The organism is Burkholderia sp. 22PA0099 (genome assembly GCF_047497165.1).
Classification (GTDB): Bacteria; Pseudomonadota; Gammaproteobacteria; order Burkholderiales; family Burkholderiaceae; genus Burkholderia.
The window spans coordinates 204,881-224,583 of sequence record NZ_CP163164.1; the positions used below are offsets into that span (position 1 = coordinate 204,881).

General features: G+C 67.6%; 17 protein-coding genes. 5 read left to right on the plus strand and 12 right to left on the minus strand.

Annotated features, from left to right (window positions below):
* Window positions 1-333 precede the first annotated feature (333 nt).
* A complete protein-coding gene (locus AB4851_RS00980) occupies window positions 334-1,407 on the plus strand; it encodes a porin (protein WP_414448049.1) in 1,074 nt (357 codons plus the stop codon).
* 65 nt (window positions 1,408-1,472) lie between these two features.
* Here AB4851_RS00980 and AB4851_RS00985 read toward each other — a convergent pair whose 3' ends face one another.
* From AB4851_RS00985 to AB4851_RS01015, 7 genes are all read right to left on the minus strand, one after another.
* Window positions 1,473-2,423, minus strand: coding sequence for an IclR family transcriptional regulator (locus AB4851_RS00985; protein WP_414448050.1), 951 nt, complete (start codon window positions 2,421-2,423; stop codon window positions 1,473-1,475).
* 129 nt (window positions 2,424-2,552) lie between these two features.
* Window positions 2,553-3,509, minus strand: coding sequence for a PDR/VanB family oxidoreductase (locus tag AB4851_RS00990; protein WP_414448051.1), 957 nt, complete (start codon window positions 3,507-3,509; stop codon window positions 2,553-2,555).
* A 43-nt stretch (window positions 3,510-3,552) separates the two neighbouring features.
* Window positions 3,553-3,972 (minus strand): RidA family protein, encoded by a 420-nt coding sequence (locus AB4851_RS00995; RefSeq protein WP_414449210.1) that lies wholly within the window; start codon window positions 3,970-3,972, stop codon window positions 3,553-3,555.
* A 20-nt stretch (window positions 3,973-3,992) separates the two neighbouring features.
* Entirely contained in the window at window positions 3,993-5,012 is a 1,020-nt protein-coding gene (locus AB4851_RS01000) for a Rieske 2Fe-2S domain-containing protein (RefSeq protein WP_414448052.1), read from the minus strand.
* Window positions 5,013-5,028: 16 nt separating this feature from the next.
* A complete protein-coding gene (locus tag AB4851_RS01005) occupies window positions 5,029-5,247 on the minus strand; it encodes a recombinase-like helix-turn-helix domain-containing protein (protein WP_414448053.1) in 219 nt (72 codons plus the stop codon).
* Window positions 5,244-5,576: a hypothetical protein gene (locus AB4851_RS01010; RefSeq protein WP_414448054.1), complete on the minus strand. Its 333-nt coding sequence runs from the start codon at window positions 5,574-5,576 to the stop codon at window positions 5,244-5,246. The genes AB4851_RS01005 and AB4851_RS01010 overlap by 4 nt, the downstream gene beginning before the upstream one ends.
* Window positions 5,577-5,601: 25 nt before the next feature.
* Window positions 5,602-7,008, minus strand: a complete 1,407-nt coding sequence (locus tag AB4851_RS01015) for an MFS transporter (RefSeq protein ID WP_414441960.1) — start codon at window positions 7,006-7,008, stop codon at window positions 5,602-5,604.
* A gap of 316 nt (window positions 7,009-7,324) precedes the next feature.
* Here AB4851_RS01015 and AB4851_RS01020 point away from each other — a divergent pair, with 316 nt between their 5' ends.
* Window positions 7,325-8,470, plus strand: coding sequence for an FAD-dependent monooxygenase (locus tag AB4851_RS01020; RefSeq protein ID WP_414448055.1), 1,146 nt, complete (start codon window positions 7,325-7,327; stop codon window positions 8,468-8,470).
* Between the two features lie 36 nt (window positions 8,471-8,506).
* Complete coding sequence (locus AB4851_RS01025) at window positions 8,507-9,268, plus strand: IclR family transcriptional regulator (RefSeq protein ID WP_414448056.1); 762 nt, start codon at window positions 8,507-8,509, stop codon at window positions 9,266-9,268.
* Window positions 9,269-9,337: 69 nt separating this feature from the next.
* Here AB4851_RS01025 and AB4851_RS01030 read toward each other — a convergent pair whose 3' ends face one another.
* The 3 genes from AB4851_RS01030 to AB4851_RS01040 form a co-directional block, all read right to left on the minus strand.
* Window positions 9,338-11,458, minus strand: a complete 2,121-nt coding sequence (locus AB4851_RS01030; protein WP_414448057.1) for a TonB-dependent receptor family protein — start codon at window positions 11,456-11,458, stop codon at window positions 9,338-9,340.
* A gap of 239 nt (window positions 11,459-11,697) precedes the next feature.
* Window positions 11,698-13,236 carry a PepSY-associated TM helix domain-containing protein gene (locus AB4851_RS01035; RefSeq protein ID WP_414448058.1) on the minus strand — a complete coding sequence of 513 codons (1,539 nt, stop codon included), beginning with the start codon at window positions 13,234-13,236 and terminating at the stop codon, window positions 11,698-11,700.
* Window positions 13,237-13,342: 106 nt separating this feature from the next.
* Window positions 13,343-13,834 (minus strand): DUF2946 family protein, encoded by a 492-nt coding sequence (locus AB4851_RS01040; protein ID WP_414448059.1) that lies wholly within the window; start codon window positions 13,832-13,834, stop codon window positions 13,343-13,345.
* Between the two features lie 172 nt (window positions 13,835-14,006).
* On the opposite strand from AB4851_RS01040, the gene AB4851_RS01045 reads away from it, so the two are divergent.
* Both AB4851_RS01045 and AB4851_RS01050 read left to right on the plus strand, forming a co-directional pair.
* The gene (locus AB4851_RS01045; protein WP_414448060.1) at window positions 14,007-14,456 is read left to right on the plus strand and encodes a DUF2946 family protein; all 450 of its coding nucleotides are present in this window, start codon (window positions 14,007-14,009) and stop codon (window positions 14,454-14,456) included.
* A 335-nt stretch (window positions 14,457-14,791) separates the two neighbouring features.
* On the plus strand, window positions 14,792-16,924 hold the full coding sequence (locus AB4851_RS01050; RefSeq protein WP_414448061.1) for a TonB-dependent receptor: 2,133 nt from the start codon (window positions 14,792-14,794) through the stop codon (window positions 16,922-16,924).
* A 54-nt stretch (window positions 16,925-16,978) separates the two neighbouring features.
* Here AB4851_RS01050 and AB4851_RS01055 read toward each other — a convergent pair whose 3' ends face one another.
* Window positions 16,979-18,112 carry a porin gene (locus tag AB4851_RS01055; RefSeq protein WP_414448062.1) on the minus strand — a complete coding sequence of 378 codons (1,134 nt, stop codon included), beginning with the start codon at window positions 18,110-18,112 and terminating at the stop codon, window positions 16,979-16,981.
* 80 nt (window positions 18,113-18,192) lie between these two features.
* Complete coding sequence (locus tag AB4851_RS01060) at window positions 18,193-19,650, minus strand: purine-cytosine permease family protein (protein WP_414448063.1); 1,458 nt, start codon at window positions 19,648-19,650, stop codon at window positions 18,193-18,195.
* Window positions 19,651-19,703: the final 53 nt, after the last annotated feature.

Consider the following 19,703-nt stretch of genomic DNA (forward strand, 5'->3'; position numbering starts at 1 on the left):
TATAAGGTTGCCGGCCACGGGTCAAAAAGAAATTTGGCGGCATCAGGGAAAACACTAGCGTGCCAGCGCGTATCGCGACAAAACCCCTTCCTGCAAGGATCGAAAGCAATCTGTTGCATCGAGACGAATTCGGGTAAGCCCGAGCACCAAGCTTTTTTTGTCCACGCTCGCATCTCATTATAATTTCCATAGGAGATACGTTGTTCCTTATATGAAACAAACAAGGCAAGCAGGAACATGCATTTCCGCGACGTGGCACGCCGGCATCGACGTTGGCGGCGCGTCGCCCCACCAGGCTCTATCGAACGACCATATCTATTAGGAGTACGGACTGTGAAGCGCATCATTGCTGCCGGGGTGGCAGGTCTTGTGGTTAGCGCGACGGCGTCGGCGCAGAGCAGCGTCACGCTGTACGGCAGCCTCGACGCGGGGGTGGCCTATATCAGCAACGTCGCCGGGCATGCGAAGTGGGAAGAGGAGCAAGGCAACACGCAGCCCGACCGCTGGGGCCTGACCGGCACGGAGGATCTCGGCAGCGGCTGGCGCGCGGTGTTCAAGCTCGAAAACGGCTTCTATACGAACACCGGCAGCTTCGCGAAGGCGGGCACCCTGTTCAATCGTCAGGCCTATGTCGGCTTGAGCCAGAACCGCGTCGGCACGCTGACGCTCGGCCACCAGACGCCGTTCAACTTCGACGTGCTCGGGCCGTTCAGCACGGCATATCAGGGGCAGAGCTGGTTTGCGTTCCACCCGGGCAATATCGACGAGCTGGCCGACACGGGCATCGTGCCGTTCGACAACTCGGTGAAATTCCGGTCGGTGGATTACTACGGCTTCAGCGTGGGCGCGATGATGGGCCTAGGCAACACCACCAACTTCGCAACCGGCCGCAACTACGGCCTGACGCTGACCTATGCGAACGGGGGGCTCAAGGCCGGCGCGGTGTACTCGAACGAGAGCAACCGCACGCCGTCGATCGTCACCACCGGCATCACGAGCTTCCAGGGCGTGGCGGCCGCCAACTACACGGCGGCCAAGGTCGAGAACATGGGCGCGGGCTTGTCCTACCAGATCGGCAAGCTGCTGCTGCACGGCGTGTATACGCACGTGAAACTGCAATCGGCGGGCTTCTCGGATATCTACCAGAGCTACGACGTGGGCGCGAACTATCTGGTCACGCCGTTCAACAACGTCGGAGGCGGGGTGTCCACCACCACGCTGTCGGGCCGCCGCTGGACGCTGCTCGAGATCGGCGACACCTACTCGCTCTCCAAGAGCACCCAGTTGTACGTGAACGTGATGGTCGAGCACGCGAACAGCAATGCGAACGCGGCGTTCTTCACGGCCGGCGTATCGGGCGGACGCAACCAGACCATCGTGCTGTCCGGCATCCACCACTCGTTCTGATTTCGCCGCTCAGGACGAGCCGGCGCGCAGCGAGGTTTCGGCCTCGCCGCGCGCCGTTGTTGCGTTCAGACGTGCGCGTAGGACTGGGTGGGATCGCCGACGCGCGGCCGGTAGTTGAGCCGCGACGACAGATCGAGCGCCGCCTGGCAGGTGCGCGCCACGAGCGGCGCGCGTTCGGCCTCGCCGATGTCCGAGCGCGGCACCGTGACGGTCAGCGCCGCGACGATGCGGCCGGTGTGATCGCGCACCGGCGCGCTGATCGCGGAAATGCCGCGTTCGAACGAGGCCTCGCTCAACGCGTAGCCCTGCGCCGCCGTCGCGCGAATGCGCTGGTACAGATCATCGACGGTGGCCGGCGTGCGCTCGGTGAAGCGCGACAGCTCGCGCTCCGGATACAGGCTGCGCAACTCGGCCAGCGTCAGGTCGCCCATCAGCACCTGGCCATGCACCGTGGCATGCGCGGGCAAGCGCGTGCCGACATGCACCTTGACCGAGCTGAACATCGGATCGCGCGTCTGCGCCTTGGCGACGAACACCACGTCGCGCTGGTCGCGAATCAGCAGATGCGCGCTGAAGCCGGTGTCGTCGCGCAGCCAGTCGAGCACCGGCTGGCCGAAATCGGTCAGTTCGAGCGAATTCAGATATTCGAAGCCGAGCCGCAGGATCGCCACGCCGAGCCGGTAATGGCGATCGCCCGGCGCGCGTTCGAGAAAGCCGAGCGATTCGAGCGTCTGCAGCAGCCGGAACGTGGTGGTGCGCGGAATGCCGATGCGCTTGGACAATTCCGGCGCGCCCAGGATCGGCTCGCGCGAGGAGAATTCGGCCAGAATCCGCAGCCCGCGTTCGAGGCCCGGCACCGAATAGGACGACCCGGCGCCCGAGGCGGCGCCGGCTTCGTCATCGGCTTCGGCCGGGGCATCGAGGGAGGAATCGGGAGTGTCCGGCACGGCTTTGACGTCGTGCGTCTGATCGGCGCGGGGCCGTTTTGCAGTGCCTGGAGGGGTTGCTCGCGCCATGATCGGCAAGATTGGGTAGGAAAGATGACAGATGATAGCGCGAAGGCCCGGCGGGCCGGAATTCCGGCCCTATCGCGTTCGTTCCGCGCGCCGCCGCGCCTGTCATCTTCCTGTCCTGCTGCCGCTGCCTCAGAGGTCGAGCACCAGCTTCTCGCCCTTGCAGCCCGACACGCAGATCATCATGACCTGATTGCTCGCGCGCTCCGACGCACTGAGCACCGAATCGCGATGATCGGGGCACCCGGACAACACGCGCGTTTCGCACGAGCCGCAGATCCCTTCCATGCAGCTGTGATCGACCTTTACGCCGGCCGCCAGCAGCGAATCGAGCAGCGATTGCCCCGCCGCCACCTCCACCACCTGCTTGCTGCGCGCCAGTTCGACCTGATAGCCGTGGCTGGCTGCCGGCGCGGCCTGCGGGGCCGCCGCGAAGCGCTCCACGTGGCGGTTCGCGATGCCGCTTGCTTCGCAGGCCTGATCGAATGCGTCGAGCATCGGCGCGGGGCCGCAGCAATACACGTGCGCACCGGCCGGCGCCTCGGCCAGATACGCCTTCAGGTCGGCCGGGCCGCCCTGCTCGTCGTCGAAATGCACGCGCAACGCGCCGCCGAGGCCGCGCAGCTCGTCGAGGAACGCCGCGTGATCGGCGCTGCGCGCGCAATACAGCATCTGCACCGGGCGGCCCAGTTCGAGCAGCCGGCGATACATGCACAGAATCGGCGTGACGCCGATGCCGCCCGCGATCAGCACGCTGTGCGAGGCGGTTTCATCGAGCGCGAACAGGTTGCGCGGCGCCGACAGCGGCACGTGCATGCCCACGCGGAAATTCTCGTGGATGAAGCGCGAGCCGCCGCGCCCCTTCGGGTCCACCTGCACGCCCACCACGTAGCGGTGCGTCTCGCTGCCCGGATTGAGCAGCGAATAGCTGCGCACCAGCCCGCTCGCCAGATGCAGGTCGATGTGCGCGCCCGCCTCGAACGCCGTGAAGCGTTCGCCGCGCGGCGGCACCAGTTCGATGCTCATGATGCCCGTGGCCTCGTGGCGCAGCGTGCGCACGATGGCCGTGTGGGCCGGTTGATTGCTCATCTTCGCGTCTCTCGCGTCTCTCGTGTTGCTTTATTGCGTTGCTTTACCGTGCCGCGGCCCGGGCGATGCCGAGCCGCGCGCATGCCTCGATCTCGACACGCAATTCCGGAAACACCAGCCCCGATACCTCGACCAGCGTCGAGCACGGATACGGCGCGCCTTGCGCCGCCTGCGAGGCGAAGAATTCCCGGCGCGCGCGGCCGACTTCCGCCTTGTCGGCGATGTCCGTCACGTACACCACGAGCTTGTAGATGCCGCCGAGGTGCCCGCCTGCCGCTTCCACCAGCGCGCGGATCTTCTCCAGCACCACCCGCGTCTGCTCGTAGGTGGACAGCCCATCTGCTGCCGCCAGCGTGGCCGGATGCGCCGTCATGCCCGACAGGATGATGTCGTCGCCGATCACCAGCGCGTTGCTCCAGGTGGCGCCCGGGGCTTCCGGCACCGCCTCGCAACGCACCGGCATCGGCGCGTTCTGCGCCACGTTCACCGCGCCGCCCCGTTCTCGATCTGCTGCTTCGCGAGGTTGCGCAGGTGCCGGCGCAACCGCACGATGCCCATGTCGTGCTGATACAGGTGCTCGTTCTGGTTCGCGTCCGGCTCCATGTATTCGAGGATCTCGCGATCCTGTTCGAGCACGGCCCAATGGCGCGCTTCGAGGCGGTTGCGATACAGGAAGCGCCAGGTGTCGCGCTGCCAGCCGTCGACCTTGCGCACGCGCCAGTGGAACACCGCCGCCAGGTTCGGGCCGATCGGCGTGTAGCTGCCGATGATGATGAAGTTGCCGCCGGGGCCGCCCGTCTTCGGATACGGGATTTCGAGACGCATCCAGTGCAGGCCCGTGTCGGCCCATTCGGTCCAGTCGAAGTTCACGTCGCGCTGGCCGACCTTCTCGAACACGAAGCCGCGCTCCGTGTCGCGAATCGTGAACGTGGCGCTGATCTCGCCCTCGGCCATCGAATGCGACTGCTTGTGCAGATACGCGCCGTGCATCGGGTCCATCACGTTGTCGAGCACGAAGCGGTAATCGCCCTTCCACTCCGTGTAGCAGAGGAACGACGAGAATTCGGCGCCCGTCAGCTCCTCGGGCAGCACCAGCGGCGGCGGCTCGTCGACGTTCTCGGCCGAGTTGTACAGAAACAGCGCGCCGGCGGCCTCGCGCACGTGGAACGAGCGCGCGCCGCGCGAGCCTTCGAGCTTGCAGCCCGGGCTGCCCGGCACCGACGTGACCACGCCGTCGCAACGCACATGCACGCCGTGATAGCCGCACTGGATGCGATCGCCGAGCACCACGCCGCGCGAGAGCGGCGCGCCGCGATGCGGGCAGTGATCCTCCAGCGCGTAGGGCGTGCCGTCCACGTCGCGCCAGAACACGAGCTTGCGGCCCAGGCGGCGCAGCGATACCGGCTCTTGCTTGACGAACGACGACGGGCAGATCGGGTACCAGAGATTCTGCAGGCCGCGTTGCAGCGTGCTGTCGATATCGTCTTTCTGATCCGTATTCATGGGGTTCTCCGAATGGTTATTGGGCCAGGCGCGCGATCTCGGTGCGGAAGTTGTCTTCCGTCCACGCTTCGGCGTTCTGCGCACGCGGCCCGAATTCGTTCAGGTAAGCCACCAGTTCCGGCAGCGCCGTGATGCCCTTCCCGAACGCGCGTTCGATCGCGTCGCCGAGCAGGTTTTCGTATTGCGTCGGGGGACGCTGCCGCGCTTGATGCGGCTCCAGATATCGATCCATCATTGGCCTCCATTGCGAACCCGTTCACGAATCCGTTCGCGAACAGGCAAAAAATCGTAAGCGGGATAACACTCGGTGCGGAACACGCCCCACGCCGAGCGCTCCAGTTCCACGTTGACCAGCGGCAGCAGCCGCGGCGGCACTTCGAGCGTCACGATCTGGCCGAACCCCATCGCCACCGTCCAGGAGACGATGCGAACGCCCTCCGGCGGAAAGCGCTCCCACCAGTCGGCTTGCTTCAGCCGGGACTGGATGGCATCGAGGTTGTTCGATTGATCATGGCGCAGGAACACGGTCAGCAGCACCGTTTCCTGGGAAGTGTCGGACGTCACGGCTTGGCTCCTGGTTGCAGGGGAATCAGTTTTCGAGCTGTTCGAGCACCTGGCCCTTGGTCTCGATGCCAAGCAGGTGAATGACCATCGCGGCGAGCAGCAGCACCGCGCCGAACGCGTAGAACGCGACGCTGATGTTGGTGGTCAGCGTTTTCGACACCAGCGCCGGCGCGGCGATCGCGGCCACCTTGAGCCAGGCGCTGCCGACGCCGCAGCCGAGCGCACGCACGCTGGTCGGATACAGCTCCGGCGTGTAGACATAGGCGGTGATGAAACCGCAGCCGAGCAGGCCGAACGACAGCGCGCAGAACGTGCCGACCACGTACACCGAGCTGTCGTGGAACACGGCCGCGCAGAACAGCGCGATCGCGCACAACAGGAACGACACGTTGATCACCGGCTTGCGGCCCACCTTGTCGACCACCAGCGCGCAGATCAGCGAACCGATCACGCCGAGCACCGAGGCGCCCACCGTCAGGTTCAGCGCGAGCTGCAACGGCGCGTGGTAGACCACCTTGTAGATGGTCGGCAGCCAGGTCAGCAGGCCATACTGGATCACGCCGCAGGTCATCCACAGCATCGCCACGGCGACCGTGCGCTTCAGGTACAGCGGCCCGAACAGGTCGCGCACGGTGCGCTTCGGATGCTTGACCGCGGTTTGCGCGTGCGCCACCGCATCGGAGGCCTGCAACGGCGGCAGCGGCTGCTTCACGCTGGCCTCGAAGGCCGAGATCGACACGGCGGCCTCGGTCATGCGGCCGCGTTGCCCGAGCCAGCGCGGCGATTCGGGCACCAGCCGGCGCAGCACGAAGAACAGCACCAGCGGAATGCCGCCGATGAAATAGATCACCTCCCAGCCCAGCACCGGCACCAGCCACGCGCCCAGCGCGTTCGCCACCAGCAGGCCGATCGGGAAGATGATTTCGTAGAGCAGCACGAAGCGGCCGCGGCCGTGCGCACGCGTGATCTCGCTGATGTAGGCAGCCGCCACCGGCAGCTCGCCGCCCAGCCCCACGCCCTGCACCGCCCGCAACGCGACGAACGCCGCATACGACGGCGCGAAGCCGCACGCGATGCTGGTGATGCCGATGATCCCCGAGCTCCACGCGATCGTCCGCACGCGCCCGTAGCGCTCGGCGAGCGCCGGGAACAGCAGCGCGCCGATCAACTGGCCGATCGAGCCGGCCGCGATCAGAAACGCGATCTGCGACGGCGCGAGGCCCCATTTCGCGATCAGCATCGGCAGCGTCGCCGCGATGGCGATCACGTCGAAGCCGTCGAAGAACGTCGCGCAGCCGATCAGCACCCGCGCCCTCACCTGCATCGCATTGCCGGGCAGCCGCTCCATGCGCGCCACGATGCCGCCCATGGTCAGACGGTCCGACGCGCCGGCGTTGCCGGCCCCTGCTGCACTGTCCACCCCGACCTTCATGTCCATAGGTTTACATCGCCAAGTTGCGGTTGAACGGCTATCGATATGTTCTGGCGGCTTTTGTTCCGCCTAAGGAACAACGATTCGTATATGGTTAATTTTAAGCCACGCACTCGGCTGGAAAAAAATGATTTCGCAGCGCTAAGGGAAAATACTGACACGTCGCGCCAGCAGCTTGCCAGCAGGCCGCAAAGGCCGTTCCTTGCAAATACCCGACACCAAAAAGCATTGCGATCAAAATAAAAAGTCCCGAGAATTCGACACGTTCAATTTCTATACATCATGTTCATTTTTGAACATAACGTGGAGCAGCGACATGTTGAAGATCGGTATTTCGGGCGGCGGGATCGGCGGGCTGGCGGCGGCCATCGCTCTGGCGCGGGGCGGCCACGCGGTCACCGTGTTCGAGCAGGCCGATGCGTTCGGCCGGGTCGGCGCGGACATCAACCTGACGCCGAACGCGGTGCGTGCGCTCGACGGCCTGGGCATCGGCGCGCTGCTGCGCGAGACGGCGGCCCGCCCGTGCGCGCGCATCAGCCGGACCTGGGACACCGGCGCCGTCACTTCGCACCTGGCGATGTCCGACGAGGCCGAGCGCCAGTACGGCGCGCCGCAATTGACGATGCATCGCGCCGACGTGGTCAACGCGCTGGTGCAGGCGATCCCGGCCGAGCGGCTGCGGCTCGGCGCCCGCGTGGCCGGTTTCGCACGGCGCGAAGCGGGTGGATCGACGGGCGAGTCGACGGGTGGCTCGATTGCACTGGCCGACGGCAGCCGCCATGAGTTCGACCTGATCGTGGGCGCGGACGGCATCCATTCCCGCGTGCGCGAATTCCTGTTCGGCGAGGACCGGCCGCAATTCACCGGCGTGGTGTCGTACCGCGCGGTGGTGCCGGTCGAACGCATCGCGGGCGACGACGTGGGCGCGTTCGTCAAATGGTGGGGGCCGACGCCCGAATCGCAGATCGTCACGTTCCCGCTGAACCGCGGGCGCGACGTGTTCATCTTCGCGACCACGGCCCAGCCCGACTGGACCCACGAATCGTGGACCGCGCCCGGCGACCCCGACGCGCTGCGCGACGCCTACCGGCACTTCCACGCCGACGCGCGCGCGCTGCTCGCGGCCTGCGACACCGTGCTCGCCTCGGCGCTGTACGTGCGCGATCCGCTGCCGCAATGGAGCCGCGACGGCTTCACGCTGCTCGGCGACGCCTGCCATCCGATGATGCCGTTCATGGCGCAGGGCGCGGGCATGGCGATCGAGGATGCGGTGGTGCTGTCGCGCGCGCTCGACGCGGCCACGCCGGCCACGCTGGCCGCCGCGCTGGAACGTTATGAAACCGCGCGGCGCGAGCGCACCGCGCGCATCCAGATCGGCTCGCGCGGCAACAACTGGCTCAAGGAAGGCGGCAATGCCGATTGGGTCTACGGCTACGATGCGTGGGGCGTTCCTCTGGCATGATGTCGGACCTTTCGCCACGCCCTCTGCCTGCCCGCCATGACCGCATCACAGGAACGCCCCGCTGACGCCTCCGGCGCCGTCGAACGCGCGCTGAACCTGCTGCGCTACATCGCCGAAGGCGGCTCCACGCGCAACATCAGCGAGGCCGCGCGCCGGATCGGCGTCAACCGCATCACGCTGATGCGCCTGCTCGCCACACTGGAGCAGGCCGGCATGCTGGTGGCCGAGGCGGACGGGCACCGGCTCGGCCTGCCGTTCCTGACGCTCGCCTCGGCCGCGCTCGGCTCGTCGAGCCTGATCGCGCGGGCGCGCGAGGTGCTGCCGGGCGTGGCCGCCTCGACGCGGATGTCCACTTATCTGGTGGTGCGCGAGCAGCACGAGATCGTTTACTGGCTCGCGGAAATGCCGGATACGCCGCTGGTCAGCCAGATTCGCGTGGGCAGCCGGCTGCCGGCCTATCGCGCCACGCCGGGGCTGGTCATGCTGGCGCGGCTCGACGCGGAACAGGTCGAGCAGATGTGCGCCACGGCATGGCACGAGGCCGACGCGCCCGACTGGGCCGCGCTGGCCGCGCGATTGCAGCAGGTTCGCGCCGAAGGCTGCGCCTGGAGCCATTCGGCGCTCGAGGCCGGCATCGATTCCTGCGCCGCGCCGATCGTCGATCGCGACGGCAAGGTGCTGGCGGCGTTGAGCATCGCCGGCCCATCGCAGATGTTCGCGCATCGGCCCGGCCATTCGGCCTGGCTGGCCGATCAGTTGAAGGCGGCCGCGCAGCAGATCGCGCGGCTCGTGGTCTGAGCGGCGCGCTGCCGGCTGCGTCGTATCAAGCAGAACGAAACGATCGCGGCCGGCGCGCCGCCCCTCCCCTCAGAACGCGTAACGCATGCCCGCGAACACGCTGCGCCCCTCGCCCGGATAGAAGATCGCCGTGCTCGACGCGGTACGCGCGTCGGCGATGGTGCTGACATCGGACACATAGCGCTTGTTCGCCAGATTGCGCACATCGAGGTAGATCGACAGCCCGTTGCGGAAATCCATCCCCGCCTGCACGCCGAACACGGTGTAGCCCGGCACGCGCAGCGTGTTGGCGTCGTCGGCCCAGCCGCCCGACGGCACCCAGTCGACGCTGGCCGACAGATGGAAGCCGTTCGGCCGCGAGTAGCCGAGCACCGCGCGCAGCACGTTCAGCGGCACGCCGGCGATACGGTTCGAGCCGTATTGCGGATCGTCCTTGAAGCGGAAATCGCTGAGGTTCCAGACACCCGACAGCGTGATGCGGTCGCCCGCGCCCTTGCGCGTCACATCGCGCCAGACATCGACCGACGCGCCCGCCTCGATACCCTGCAGCACCGTCTTGTTCGCGTTGAACGTGGCGGCCGGGATGTCGGGGTTGGTCGTGTATTGCAGCAACTGGTCGCGCACCAGCGAACGGTAGGCGGTCAGGTCCCAGCTCAGGCGGTCGCGCGTGCCGCGCGTGCCGAGTTCGAGCGTCCACGCGTGCTGGGCCGCCAGCGGCGTGAAGCGCGTGGTGGTGGCGAAGGTCTGCGAGAGGTCGGTGAAATCGGGCACGTCCTGGCTGCGCGTGATGTCGACGAAGGCCTGCACGTCGCGCTGCGGCTGCCAGAGCAGGCCGAGCTTCGGGTTCAGACCGCTGTACGAGGCACGCGTGGATTTGTAGGCCGGATCGGTGGCCAGGCCGCCGTTGTCCACGTATTCGCGCACCGAGTGCAGCGCCTTCACGCCCGTCATCAGCGCCACGGTCGGCAGGAAGAACAGCCGGTTTTCCACGTAGGCCTCGTAGTTGAAGGCGGTTTGCGTGGAATCGAGCGTCTGCGCGCCGCGCTCGCCGTTGACGTTCACGTACTGGTTCGCCTGGGTGCGACCGCCGAAGAAGCGTGCACCGACGATCAGCTCGTCGCGCATGCCGGCCAGCGTCGGATGCGCGATGAAGCGCGGCGCGAAGCCGTAGGTCCAGCCGTCCTGATCGAGCGCCTGGAAGATCGGGTGATAGAGGCTCTTGTGGATCGCCCAGGTATCGAACTGCAACTGGCCGGCGTCGAGCTGCACGGTGGTGCGGTTGGCGATCCGCTCGGTGCGCGTGTTGCGCGCCTGATCGCCCGACAGCGCGCTCGGCGCGGCGGCGGTCGGGTTGTGCAGCGCGTCCGACAGCGACAGCGAACCGGGCAGCTTCTGATCCACCACGTACGCGCCGACATAGAAGCGCGTTTCCACGCTCGGGCTGAAGCGGTAGCCCACGTTCGCGTTGAATTGCTCGTATTGGCCGCGTTCGTGGTCGCGCCAGCCGTCGGCGTGATTGACGCTGAAGCTGGCGAGAAAATCGAGCGGGCCGATCACGCGCGAGACCTGGGCGCTGGTGCGCAGCGTGCCGTAGCTGCCGCCTTCGACGCGCACGATGTTCGGCGCCTGCGCCGTGTAGGCGGTGGGCGTGACGAAGTTGATCGCGCCGCCCAGCGTGGACGCGCCGTATTGCAGGCCGTTGCCGCCCTTGTAGACCTCGGTGGCCTGCAACGCGAGCGGATCGATCTGGTAGTAGTCGCCGCTGCCGTCGGCGAGGTTGGTCGGGATGCCGTCCTGCAGGATGTCGAGGCCGCGCGCATGGTAGCCGCGCGCGATGCCCGAGCCGCGAATCGACAGGCGCAGTTCCTGCCCGTAGCGGTTCTCGACGAACACGCCCGGCACGTCCTTCAGCACGTCGCGCAGCGTGAACGCGTAGCGGTCGGCGTAGGACGACGCATCGACGAAACCGACCGAGCCGACCGTCTGGTCGAGGCGGCGCTTCAGCGAGCGCGTGCTCAAGGCGGTGGGCGAGGCGTCGGTGTCGGTGCTTGCCTTGACGGCGACCGGGGCGAGCGTCACGGCGGGGGTGGCAGAGTCGGGCGAGGCGGGTTCAACGGCGCTCGCGGACAACGCGGAAACGGCGGACAACACGCCGGCGACGGCGGCGGCGATACGGGATGGTCGAATCATGTTCATTGGTCTGATTGGCGAGTGAGGCCGCGCGGCGCGCCGTGCCATCGGCGAACGGACACGCGCGGCCCATATCGCAGCCCGGCGCGCGGCGGCGCTGCCACGCACATGCGTGAGCAAGCAGGCCAAAACGGCACGGCAAGGCTGCGACGATCAAGGTCGATCGGGATCGACACGCCCCCCGGCGTGTCGCGATAGGCCACCGACACGCGCCGATCGCGCGCGCGGGCGGCGGCGGCTCAGTGGGCCGTGCGCATCGCGCGCCCGAACACCAGCCGGTCGGCCAGCCAGACGGCCACAATCGTCGCCCCCATCATCGGAAACACGATGCCGAGCAGCACCAGCCCGGCGATCCAGCCGCGCATCGGCGGCCGCTCGCGTTCGCGCAACGGCGCGCCGAGCGTGAGCGCGGGCCGCCGCTTCCACCACATCACGAAGCCGGTCACGGCCATCGCGGCGAGGCCCAACGAAATCGCGGCGCAGATCAATTGATTGGCCAGCCCGAAATAGCGCCCCATGTGCAGTGCCGTACCGTACGACACGCCCTGCGCCACCGCGCCGTAATCGGCGTAACGGATGTCGCGCAGCGTCCGGCCGCTGTACTGGTCGATGGAGAGGGTGCGTTCGGCCTTCGGATCGGCCGGGAAGTACGACGCCGTGAACACGCCGTCGGGCGTGGCCGGCAGGGCCAGCGTGTAGCCGCTCATCACGCCCAGCGCGGCGACCTTCGCGATCGCCGCGTCGATCGTCAGCGCTGGCGTGGCGGCGGCCGGCGCCGATTCGGGCACCGGCACGTTGCCGACCGCCCAGGGCGTCTGCGGCAGCGGCAGGTCGTCCATCACCATGCCGGGCATCGAATCGTCAGCGTGCGCGTGGTGCATCGCGTGTTCCGATGACGCCGCCGCCGCTGGCTGCACGCCGGGCCGAAGCGAGCGCAGCCCGCTGTCGCCCCACGCTCCCGGCGGCGAACCGAGGTTCGCGCTGGTGGCGAGCGCCTTGAACTGCTTGCCCCACGAACCCGTCCACGGCAGGCCGCTCAATACGAACGCCACCGCGCCGAGCGCGAGCCAGATGCCGAGCACCGCATGCACGCTCTTCCACAACGGCCTCCCGCGCAGGCGCAGGTCGGGCGCGAACGCGCGGCGCAGCCGGCCCGGCTCGCGCGGCCACCACAGCGCCACGCCGGTGCCGATCATGACGAGCGTCCAGCAGGCGGCCAGCTCCATCAGCAGCTCGCCCGGCTTGCCGAGCAGCAGCTTGCGATGCAGCATCCGGTCGACCTGCATGAAGCGGTCGTCCACGCCGAGCGTGCCGAGCACCGTGCCGTCGTACGGGTTGACGTAGACGCTTTCGCGCGCCCCCGTCGGCAGGCGGAACACGAACTCGGCGCTGCGATCCGGCGCGCGGTTCACTTCCACCGATACGGGCTTCGAGCCAACCGGCAGCGCGGTCGAGGCGCGCTGCAACAACCGGTCGGCGTCGAGCCTTGGCGTGGCTTGCGGCGTGACGATCAGCCGATGCGGATAGAGCAGCGGCTCGATCTGCGGCTGGAAGCAGTACAGCGTGCCGGTGATCGCGAGGATCACCAGGAACGGCATCACGAACAGCCCGGCATAGAAATGCCAGCGCCACAGCGTGCGATAGCCGGCTTGCGGAGAACGGGGGACGCAAGGCGTCCGAGGGAGGTCGACATACGCTGGGTTCCTCGTCGTCGTGGCGGCGGCGCCCGGCTTGCGATGCGGCAGCCAGGCGGCGCGACGGCCGGCGGCCCGCGCCATGCGAGCCTCGACAGCATTCAGGAGTCCGCTTCGATGAAGCGAAGCGGGAAGACGCACGCACGCGCGCACCGGCACCGGCCGGCACGGCGTGGCAATGAGGGAATGCTCAGGAAAACGAAGGAGGCGCGCGGGAGGGAGGACGATCGCCGATCGTCAGGCGCCCGACCGCGCGCGCAACGGGGCGCGGCCAGCTTTGCCGCGCAACGGCGGCGGGGAACAACAGCACCAGCAGCAGGCTCGCCGTGAGCGCCGTCAGCAGCGCGCCGCTGAACGGGCAGAGGTCGCCGCCGTTCGTGTTGTTCTGCTGGCTGCCCGAATCGTCGTGACCGTGGTGCGGCAGCAGGCTGACCAGGGCAAACGCATCGTTGGCCGGCGTGATCGACGCCTGCGCGCCGAAATCGGCCGTCAGCGCGGACGCGCCGAGCACGAGCGGCCCATGCCCCGAACACAGCACCACCGCGCCCGCATCCGGTCCGTCCGGAGCGAGCATCACGGCGCCCGAGAGCAGCGCGCGAGACAGCAGCACGGCCAGGATCAGGCCCCACAGCAAGCGTGTCGCGACGCCGCTTCGCAGCAGAAAGTGGCGAAGTGCGTTCATGGCGCGCGATTGTAACCTCCGCCGACGGGCCGCGTGAAGCCGTCGCCGTGCGATCGCCGGCATCACCGCAACGGCAATTGCTTGGAAGTCCTTGACAATCGGCGCGGGCCATCATGCGACATCTCGTCGCGTGGCAACGCGTACGCGGAACCCGGCTACAATACGCCCCGCCATGAATCGACTCCGCCATCTGCTGGCGCAGCGCGCGAATCATCCGCTCCTGTCGGCGCTGATTCTCTGCGTGCTTGCGTTCCGCCTGATCCTGCCAGCCGGTCTGATGCTCGACACGAGCGCGGACAGCGGCGCGGCCGGGCTCGCGATCTGCAGCGGCCATGGCCCGCTCGACCTGACGTCGGCCGCCACACAAGCAGCCGACGATCTGTCCCGCGCCCTCACCCAAAGCCCCGATTCGCACCACGCGCGCGGCAGCGCCCACGGCGAGCTGTGCCCGTTCAGCGCGTCGCTGGCCAGCGCCATCACGCTGGCGGTGCTGGTGGCCGTGCTGTGGAACGGCCTCGGCGTGGTGGCACGCCGTGCCGCCCCGCGCATCGTGCGGTTCCGGCCGCCTCCCGCGCACGCCCGCCCCGGCGCGCGCGCCCCGCCCCGCTTCGTTCCCGCCTGACGCGACGCCGATCCGCCGCGTGCCTTTGTGCGCGCGCCGGGTCACGTGCCGCCGTTTCCGCTCGCCCTTCAGCGCCCGGCCTTGATGACCGGTAGCGGTAGCGCAAGCGGCACGCGCACGGCCCGTCGCGTCTGTCCGGTTTCCATCGTTTCGTTATCCCGAACGCTTCGCGTCAACCCCGCGAGGCGCGACGGCGCACGCTCGCCTCGGCGTTCCAGCGTCCCGACGCCCAAGCGAGCACACGACGCAACGCCGAAACCGCCATCACCGGCCACAGCGCAGGCCATGCAGCCGCGCGCGCCGTTCCTGTCCGCTTTCGATCCGCCCGACTCGACATGAAGTCCTATCCGCTTTCCGCGACCGCCACCACCCTGGCCGCACTGGCCGCGTTACCCATCTGCACGTTCGCACAAACCGCCCCGGCAGCCGCGTCGTCCGACCAGCCTCTGCCCACCGTCAACGTCGCGGCCGGCCGCGACACCGCGCTGCGCCGCGTGCAGGACACCGGCAGCCACCTCGGCCTCACGCCGCTCGAAACACCGGCCAGCGTCGAGCAGATCGACCGCGCCACGCTGGACACGCGCGGCGACGCCTCGATCATCGATGCGGTGAGCCGCGCCGCCGGCATCGCCGCCTCGCCCCATCCGGGCAACGGCGACGCCGAACTGTCGGCGCGCGGCTTCGTGGGCGCGTCGTCGGTCACGCAACTGTTCGACGGCGTGCGCCCCTACGGCGCGATCGGTGCGACCTACCCGTTCGATACCTGGTCGGTCGATCACATCGACGTGCTGCGCGGCCCGGCCTCGGTGATCTACGGCGAAGGCGCGATCGGCGGCGTGGTCAACATCGTGCCGAAGAAGCCGACGCGCACGCCGATCGAGAACGAACTGCAGGTGGGCATCGGCACCGAACGCACCGCGCGCGCCGCGTTCGGCAGCGGCGGCGCGATCAACGACCGCCTGTCGTACCGCTTCGACATCAGCGGCAACCGCTCGGCGAACTGGGTCGATGCGGGTAACTCGCGCAATCTTTCCGTGTCGGGCGCGTTGCGCTACGACGTCACGCCCGACCTGTCGATCACGGCCTCGTACGCGCAAGGCTACCAGCAGCCGATGCGCTATTTCGGCGTGCCGCTCGTCAACGGCGCGCTCGACACGGCACTGCTCAAGAAGAACTACAACGTCGGCGACAGCCTGATCTCGTTCCGCGACAGTTGGGCCACGCTGACGGCCAACTGGCAGCCCACCGAGCAACTGAACGTGACGAGCACGTTCTACCGGATGAAGAGCAACCGCCACTGGAAGGATGCGGAGTACTACACGTTCCAGCCGGCCAGCGGCCTGATCGCGCGCAGCAGCTACACGGAAATCTTTCACGACCAGCAGCAGTTCGGCAATGTGACCACCGCCACCGTCGACAGCAGCGTGCTCGGCCATCGCAACACGTTCTCGGCCGGCTTCGAGTTCAATCACACCACGTTCACGCACACCAACAACTCGCCGTATTCGGGCAGCTCGCTGGTCGATCCGTTCGCGTTCGATCCGGGCAGCTTCATCAACACAGCGGGCACGCTGCCGAAATACGATTCGCAGGCCAACCAGTACGCGCTGTTCGCCGAGGACCGCCTCAAGCTCACGTCGCGCTGGTCGGTGGTGGGCGGGCTGCGCTACGACCATGCCAGCGTCAACCGCGACGATCTCGTCAACGGCGGCGGCTTCACCCGCGTCTACGCGAACACCGGCTGGCGGCTCGGCACCGTCTACGACATCGCGCCGAATTTCACCGTGTACGGCCAGTATTCGGTGGCGGCCGACCCGGTCAGCTCGCTGCTGATGCTCAATTCGTCGAGCGCCAACTACAAGCTCGCCACCGGCCGGCAGATCGAGATCGGCTTCAAGCAATCGCTGCTCGACGGCCGCGCCGAGTGGACGTTGGCCGCCTACCGGATCGTCAAGGACAACCTGGTGGCCGCCGATCCGCAGAATCCGAACCAGTCGATCCAGATCGGCCAGCAATCGTCGCGCGGCATCGAGGCGAGCTTCGGCGCGCAGGTCACGCGCGATCTGCGCGTGGATGCGAACGTCGCGGTGCTGCGCGCGAAATACGACGATTTCACCGAGCAAAGCGGCGGCGCGCTGGTCTCGCGCGACGGCAACGTGCCGGCCTCGGTGCCGCAGCGCCTGGCGAACCTGTGGGTGAGCTGGCGCTTCGCGCCCGAATGGACCGGCATCGGCGGCCTGCGCTACGTGGGCAAGCGCTATGCCGATACGGCGAACCAGTTGTCGATGGCGTCGTACACCACCGTGGATCTGGCGCTCGCCTGGAAGCCGCGCAAGGACACCACGATCACGGCGCGCGCCTACAACGTGTTCAACCGGCACTACGTGGAAAGCGCCTATTACGACGAGACGCAATACCTGATCGGCAGCGACCGCCGCCTCGAACTGATCCTCAACTACAAGTTCTGAACGCACGGCGGGCGGCCGCCGTCACGCCGCCCGCCGCTCGTTCGACGCTGCGCGTCAGAACGCATGCGTGATGCCGACGCGCGCCACGATCTGCTGCGCGCTCGACGATTGCCCGGCCGAGCCGAGCACGTAAGCGCCATCGAGCGGCGTGCCCGCGCCGCCACTCGCGCGCTGGTAAGCCACCTGCGAATACACGCCGGTGCGCTTGGACAGCGCGTAATGCGCCATCAACCCCACCTGGTTCCAGTGCAGCGATGCGTCGCCACCACCCGTGGCCAGATGCGCGCGCGTGTATGTATACATCGCACCGACGAACAAGTTCGGCTGCACGTAGACCTTCGCGTTCGCCTCGATATTGTCGAAACGCAGTTGCGACACGCCCGTGCCCAGGTCCCCCACGTACAGCGACGACACGGGCTGCTGCACCGTCACGTGCGTATACACCAGCCCGAATGTCGCCGGCCCGATGCCGTAGTTCGCGCCGATCCCGTAGATCTTCTGGTTGCCCGCGACGAAATCCATGTCGTCGGGCGCGACGCTGCCGCCCGTCGTGGTGCCCGGCGTGCCGAGATCCTCGTACACCGCGCCGATCGTCAGCGTGTTCCAGGCGTAGCTCAACCCGGCGCCGATCGCGCGGTTGCGCGCGAAGTTGCCGGCCTGATTGCCGAAACCGTACAGCGCGGTGGCCGTCAGCCCGTGGTACGCCGCGCTCGTGAACTTGACCGCGTTGTTGGCATGGAACGACGCATCGGTGTTGTCGTTGTCGAACGGATGCGCGAACAGGTAGCCGGCCCAACTGCCGTTGGCCGTCAGCGGCGCGATCGTGTCGGCCACCGTGTCGAACTGCCGCCCGAGCGTCAGCGTGCCGTATGCGTCCGATTGCAGGCCCACGTACGACTGGTAGCCGAACACGCGATCGCCGTAATAGAAGCGCCCGTTGTCCACCTGGAAGCCGCTTTCGAGATCGAAGATCGCGTGCAGCCCGCCGCCGAGATCCTCGTTGCCCTTGATGCCCCAGCGGCTCGTGACGAGATCCACGCTGGTCTGCTGCCAGGCCGCATGGCCGCCCGCGTTGCTGGTGAAATTGATGCCCTCGTCGAGCACGCCGAACAAGGTCACGCTGCTCTGCGCCTGCGCGCCATACGACGCGCACAGGCAGGCGAGCGCCGCCGCAGCCTTCAGTTTCATTCGTTATCCTATATAGGTGGATGGCGGCTTGCGCCGCTATCGATCGAATCCGGCGCGCGGGGTGTCGAGCCCCGCCGCGTTCAATGCAGGCCGAGCGCGCTGTCGCTGGCCTCGATCGCGGCTGCTTCGGCACGCGCGTCGAGCCGGCGCCACGGCAGCAGATAGACGATCGTCGCGACCGCCAAGCCCACCGCCCATGCGATGTCCACGCCGCCGAGCCGCGCCGCGAGCGGGCCGCTATACACGCCCGGCAGCACGAAGAACGGCACCGAGGCCACGAAGCCCGCCGCGTACGACACGAGCCCGCGCACGCCCCACGCGCCGTAGATGCCGTCGGCCGTGAACAGATGCGTGATCGCGTAACGGCCGCGCCGCACGAAGAAGTAATCGACGAGATTGACGGCTGTCCACGGTGCGAGCAGGTACAGCATCATGGTCAGCGCCGCGAACAGGATGTCGATCGCGTTGCCGGTCAGCAGCATCGAGATCGTCACCCACACCGCCGTGAGCAGCACCAGCGTGACGATGCGGATCGTGCGCGTGGGCTTGACGGCGCGGAACGAATCGACGCCGGTGATCAGCGTCAGCATCGCGCTGTAGTTGTTCAGGCCCATGGTGGCGACCATCGCACCGATCGACATGATGGAAATCAGCGCGCCGAAGCCGTGGAAGATCGCGTTGCCCGCCTCGTTCAGCGCGATCAGCCCGTCGGACGCGCCGAGCCGCGACGCCAGCCACGCGCCGAGCGCGATCAGCCACACCGCCGACGAGGACGCCCCCGCGAACACCGCGCCGATGATTGCGCGCGGCCGGGTGCTGCGTGGCAGATATCGCGAGTAGTCCGATACATACGGCGCATACGTGATGTTGTAGCTGGCGCTGGCCGCGAACTGCGAGGCGAACGCCACCAGGCTGAACGCACCCGCGTGCGCGGCCTTGGGCGGCACGCCGCCGAACAGGATCGCCACCGTCAGCACGAGATAGAGCGGCAGGCTCAGGTACAGCATCCATTTGAACGCGCGATGCAGCCAGTCGTGGCCGTACACGGCCAGGAACAGCGCGAACAGCGCCGTGGCCAGCGTGATCGCCACCGGCGACCAGCCGAAGATCGCATGCAGGCCGCTGGCCATCAGCACCACGTCCACCACGTTGAACGCGATGAACGTGAACGCCGTGGCCAGCAACACCACCACCACGCCGCGATAGCCGAACTGCGCACGCGACTGGACCATCTGCGGCAAGCCCAGATGCGCGCCCTGCGACGCATGGAACGCCATGAACAGCGTGCCGAACAGAATGCCGAGCGTGCCCGACAGGATCGTCCAGCCCAGCGACAAGCCCATGCCCGGCCCGACGAAACCGATCGCGATCGTGAAGAACTGGAAGTTGCCGAGGAACCAGAACGGCCCCTGGTCGAGCACCCTGCCGTGCCGCTCGCTGTCGGGCACATAGTCGATCGAGCGCGTCTCGATCGTGGAGAAACGCGGTGCCTCGTGCGCTGCCGCGCTGCCGAGGTCCGCCGTGCCGGGATGTTCCATGGGGAATCCTTGTTCAGTTGTCCTGATGCCGGGTGGCGTTGAATGACGCTTTG

Coding starts and splice junctions, on each gene's coding strand:
- AB4851_RS01020 (WP_414448055.1), top strand. CDS start 7,325: ATGTTGAAGATCGGTATTTCGGGCGGCGGGATCGGCGGGCTGGCGGCG.
- AB4851_RS01045 (WP_414448060.1), top strand. CDS start 14,007: ATGAATCGACTCCGCCATCTGCTGGCGCAGCGCGCGAATCATCCGCTC.
- AB4851_RS01005 (WP_414448053.1), bottom strand. CDS start 5,247: ATGATGGATCGATATCTGGAGCCGCATCAAGCGCGGCAGCGTCCCCCG.
- AB4851_RS01025 (WP_414448056.1), top strand. CDS start 8,507: ATGACCGCATCACAGGAACGCCCCGCTGACGCCTCCGGCGCCGTCGAA.
- AB4851_RS01040 (WP_414448059.1), bottom strand. CDS start 13,834: ATGAACGCACTTCGCCACTTTCTGCTGCGAAGCGGCGTCGCGACACGC.
- AB4851_RS01000 (WP_414448052.1), bottom strand. CDS start 5,012: ATGAATACGGATCAGAAAGACGATATCGACAGCACGCTGCAACGCGGC.
- AB4851_RS01035 (WP_414448058.1), bottom strand. CDS start 13,236: ATGGCGCGGGCCGCCGGCCGTCGCGCCGCCTGGCTGCCGCATCGCAAG.
- AB4851_RS00990 (WP_414448051.1), bottom strand. CDS start 3,509: ATGAGCAATCAACCGGCCCACACGGCCATCGTGCGCACGCTGCGCCAC.
- AB4851_RS01055 (WP_414448062.1), bottom strand. CDS start 18,112: ATGAAACTGAAGGCTGCGGCGGCGCTCGCCTGCCTGTGCGCGTCGTAT.
- AB4851_RS00995 (WP_414449210.1), bottom strand. CDS start 3,972: ATGCCGGTGCGTTGCGAGGCGGTGCCGGAAGCCCCGGGCGCCACCTGG.
- AB4851_RS00985 (WP_414448050.1), bottom strand. CDS start 2,423: ATGGCGCGAGCAACCCCTCCAGGCACTGCAAAACGGCCCCGCGCCGAT.
- AB4851_RS01060 (WP_414448063.1), bottom strand. CDS start 19,650: ATGGAACATCCCGGCACGGCGGACCTCGGCAGCGCGGCAGCGCACGAG.
- AB4851_RS01050 (WP_414448061.1), top strand. CDS start 14,792: ATGAAGTCCTATCCGCTTTCCGCGACCGCCACCACCCTGGCCGCACTG.
- AB4851_RS01030 (WP_414448057.1), bottom strand. CDS start 11,458: ATGATTCGACCATCCCGTATCGCCGCCGCCGTCGCCGGCGTGTTGTCC.
- AB4851_RS01015 (WP_414441960.1), bottom strand. CDS start 7,008: ATGAAGGTCGGGGTGGACAGTGCAGCAGGGGCCGGCAACGCCGGCGCG.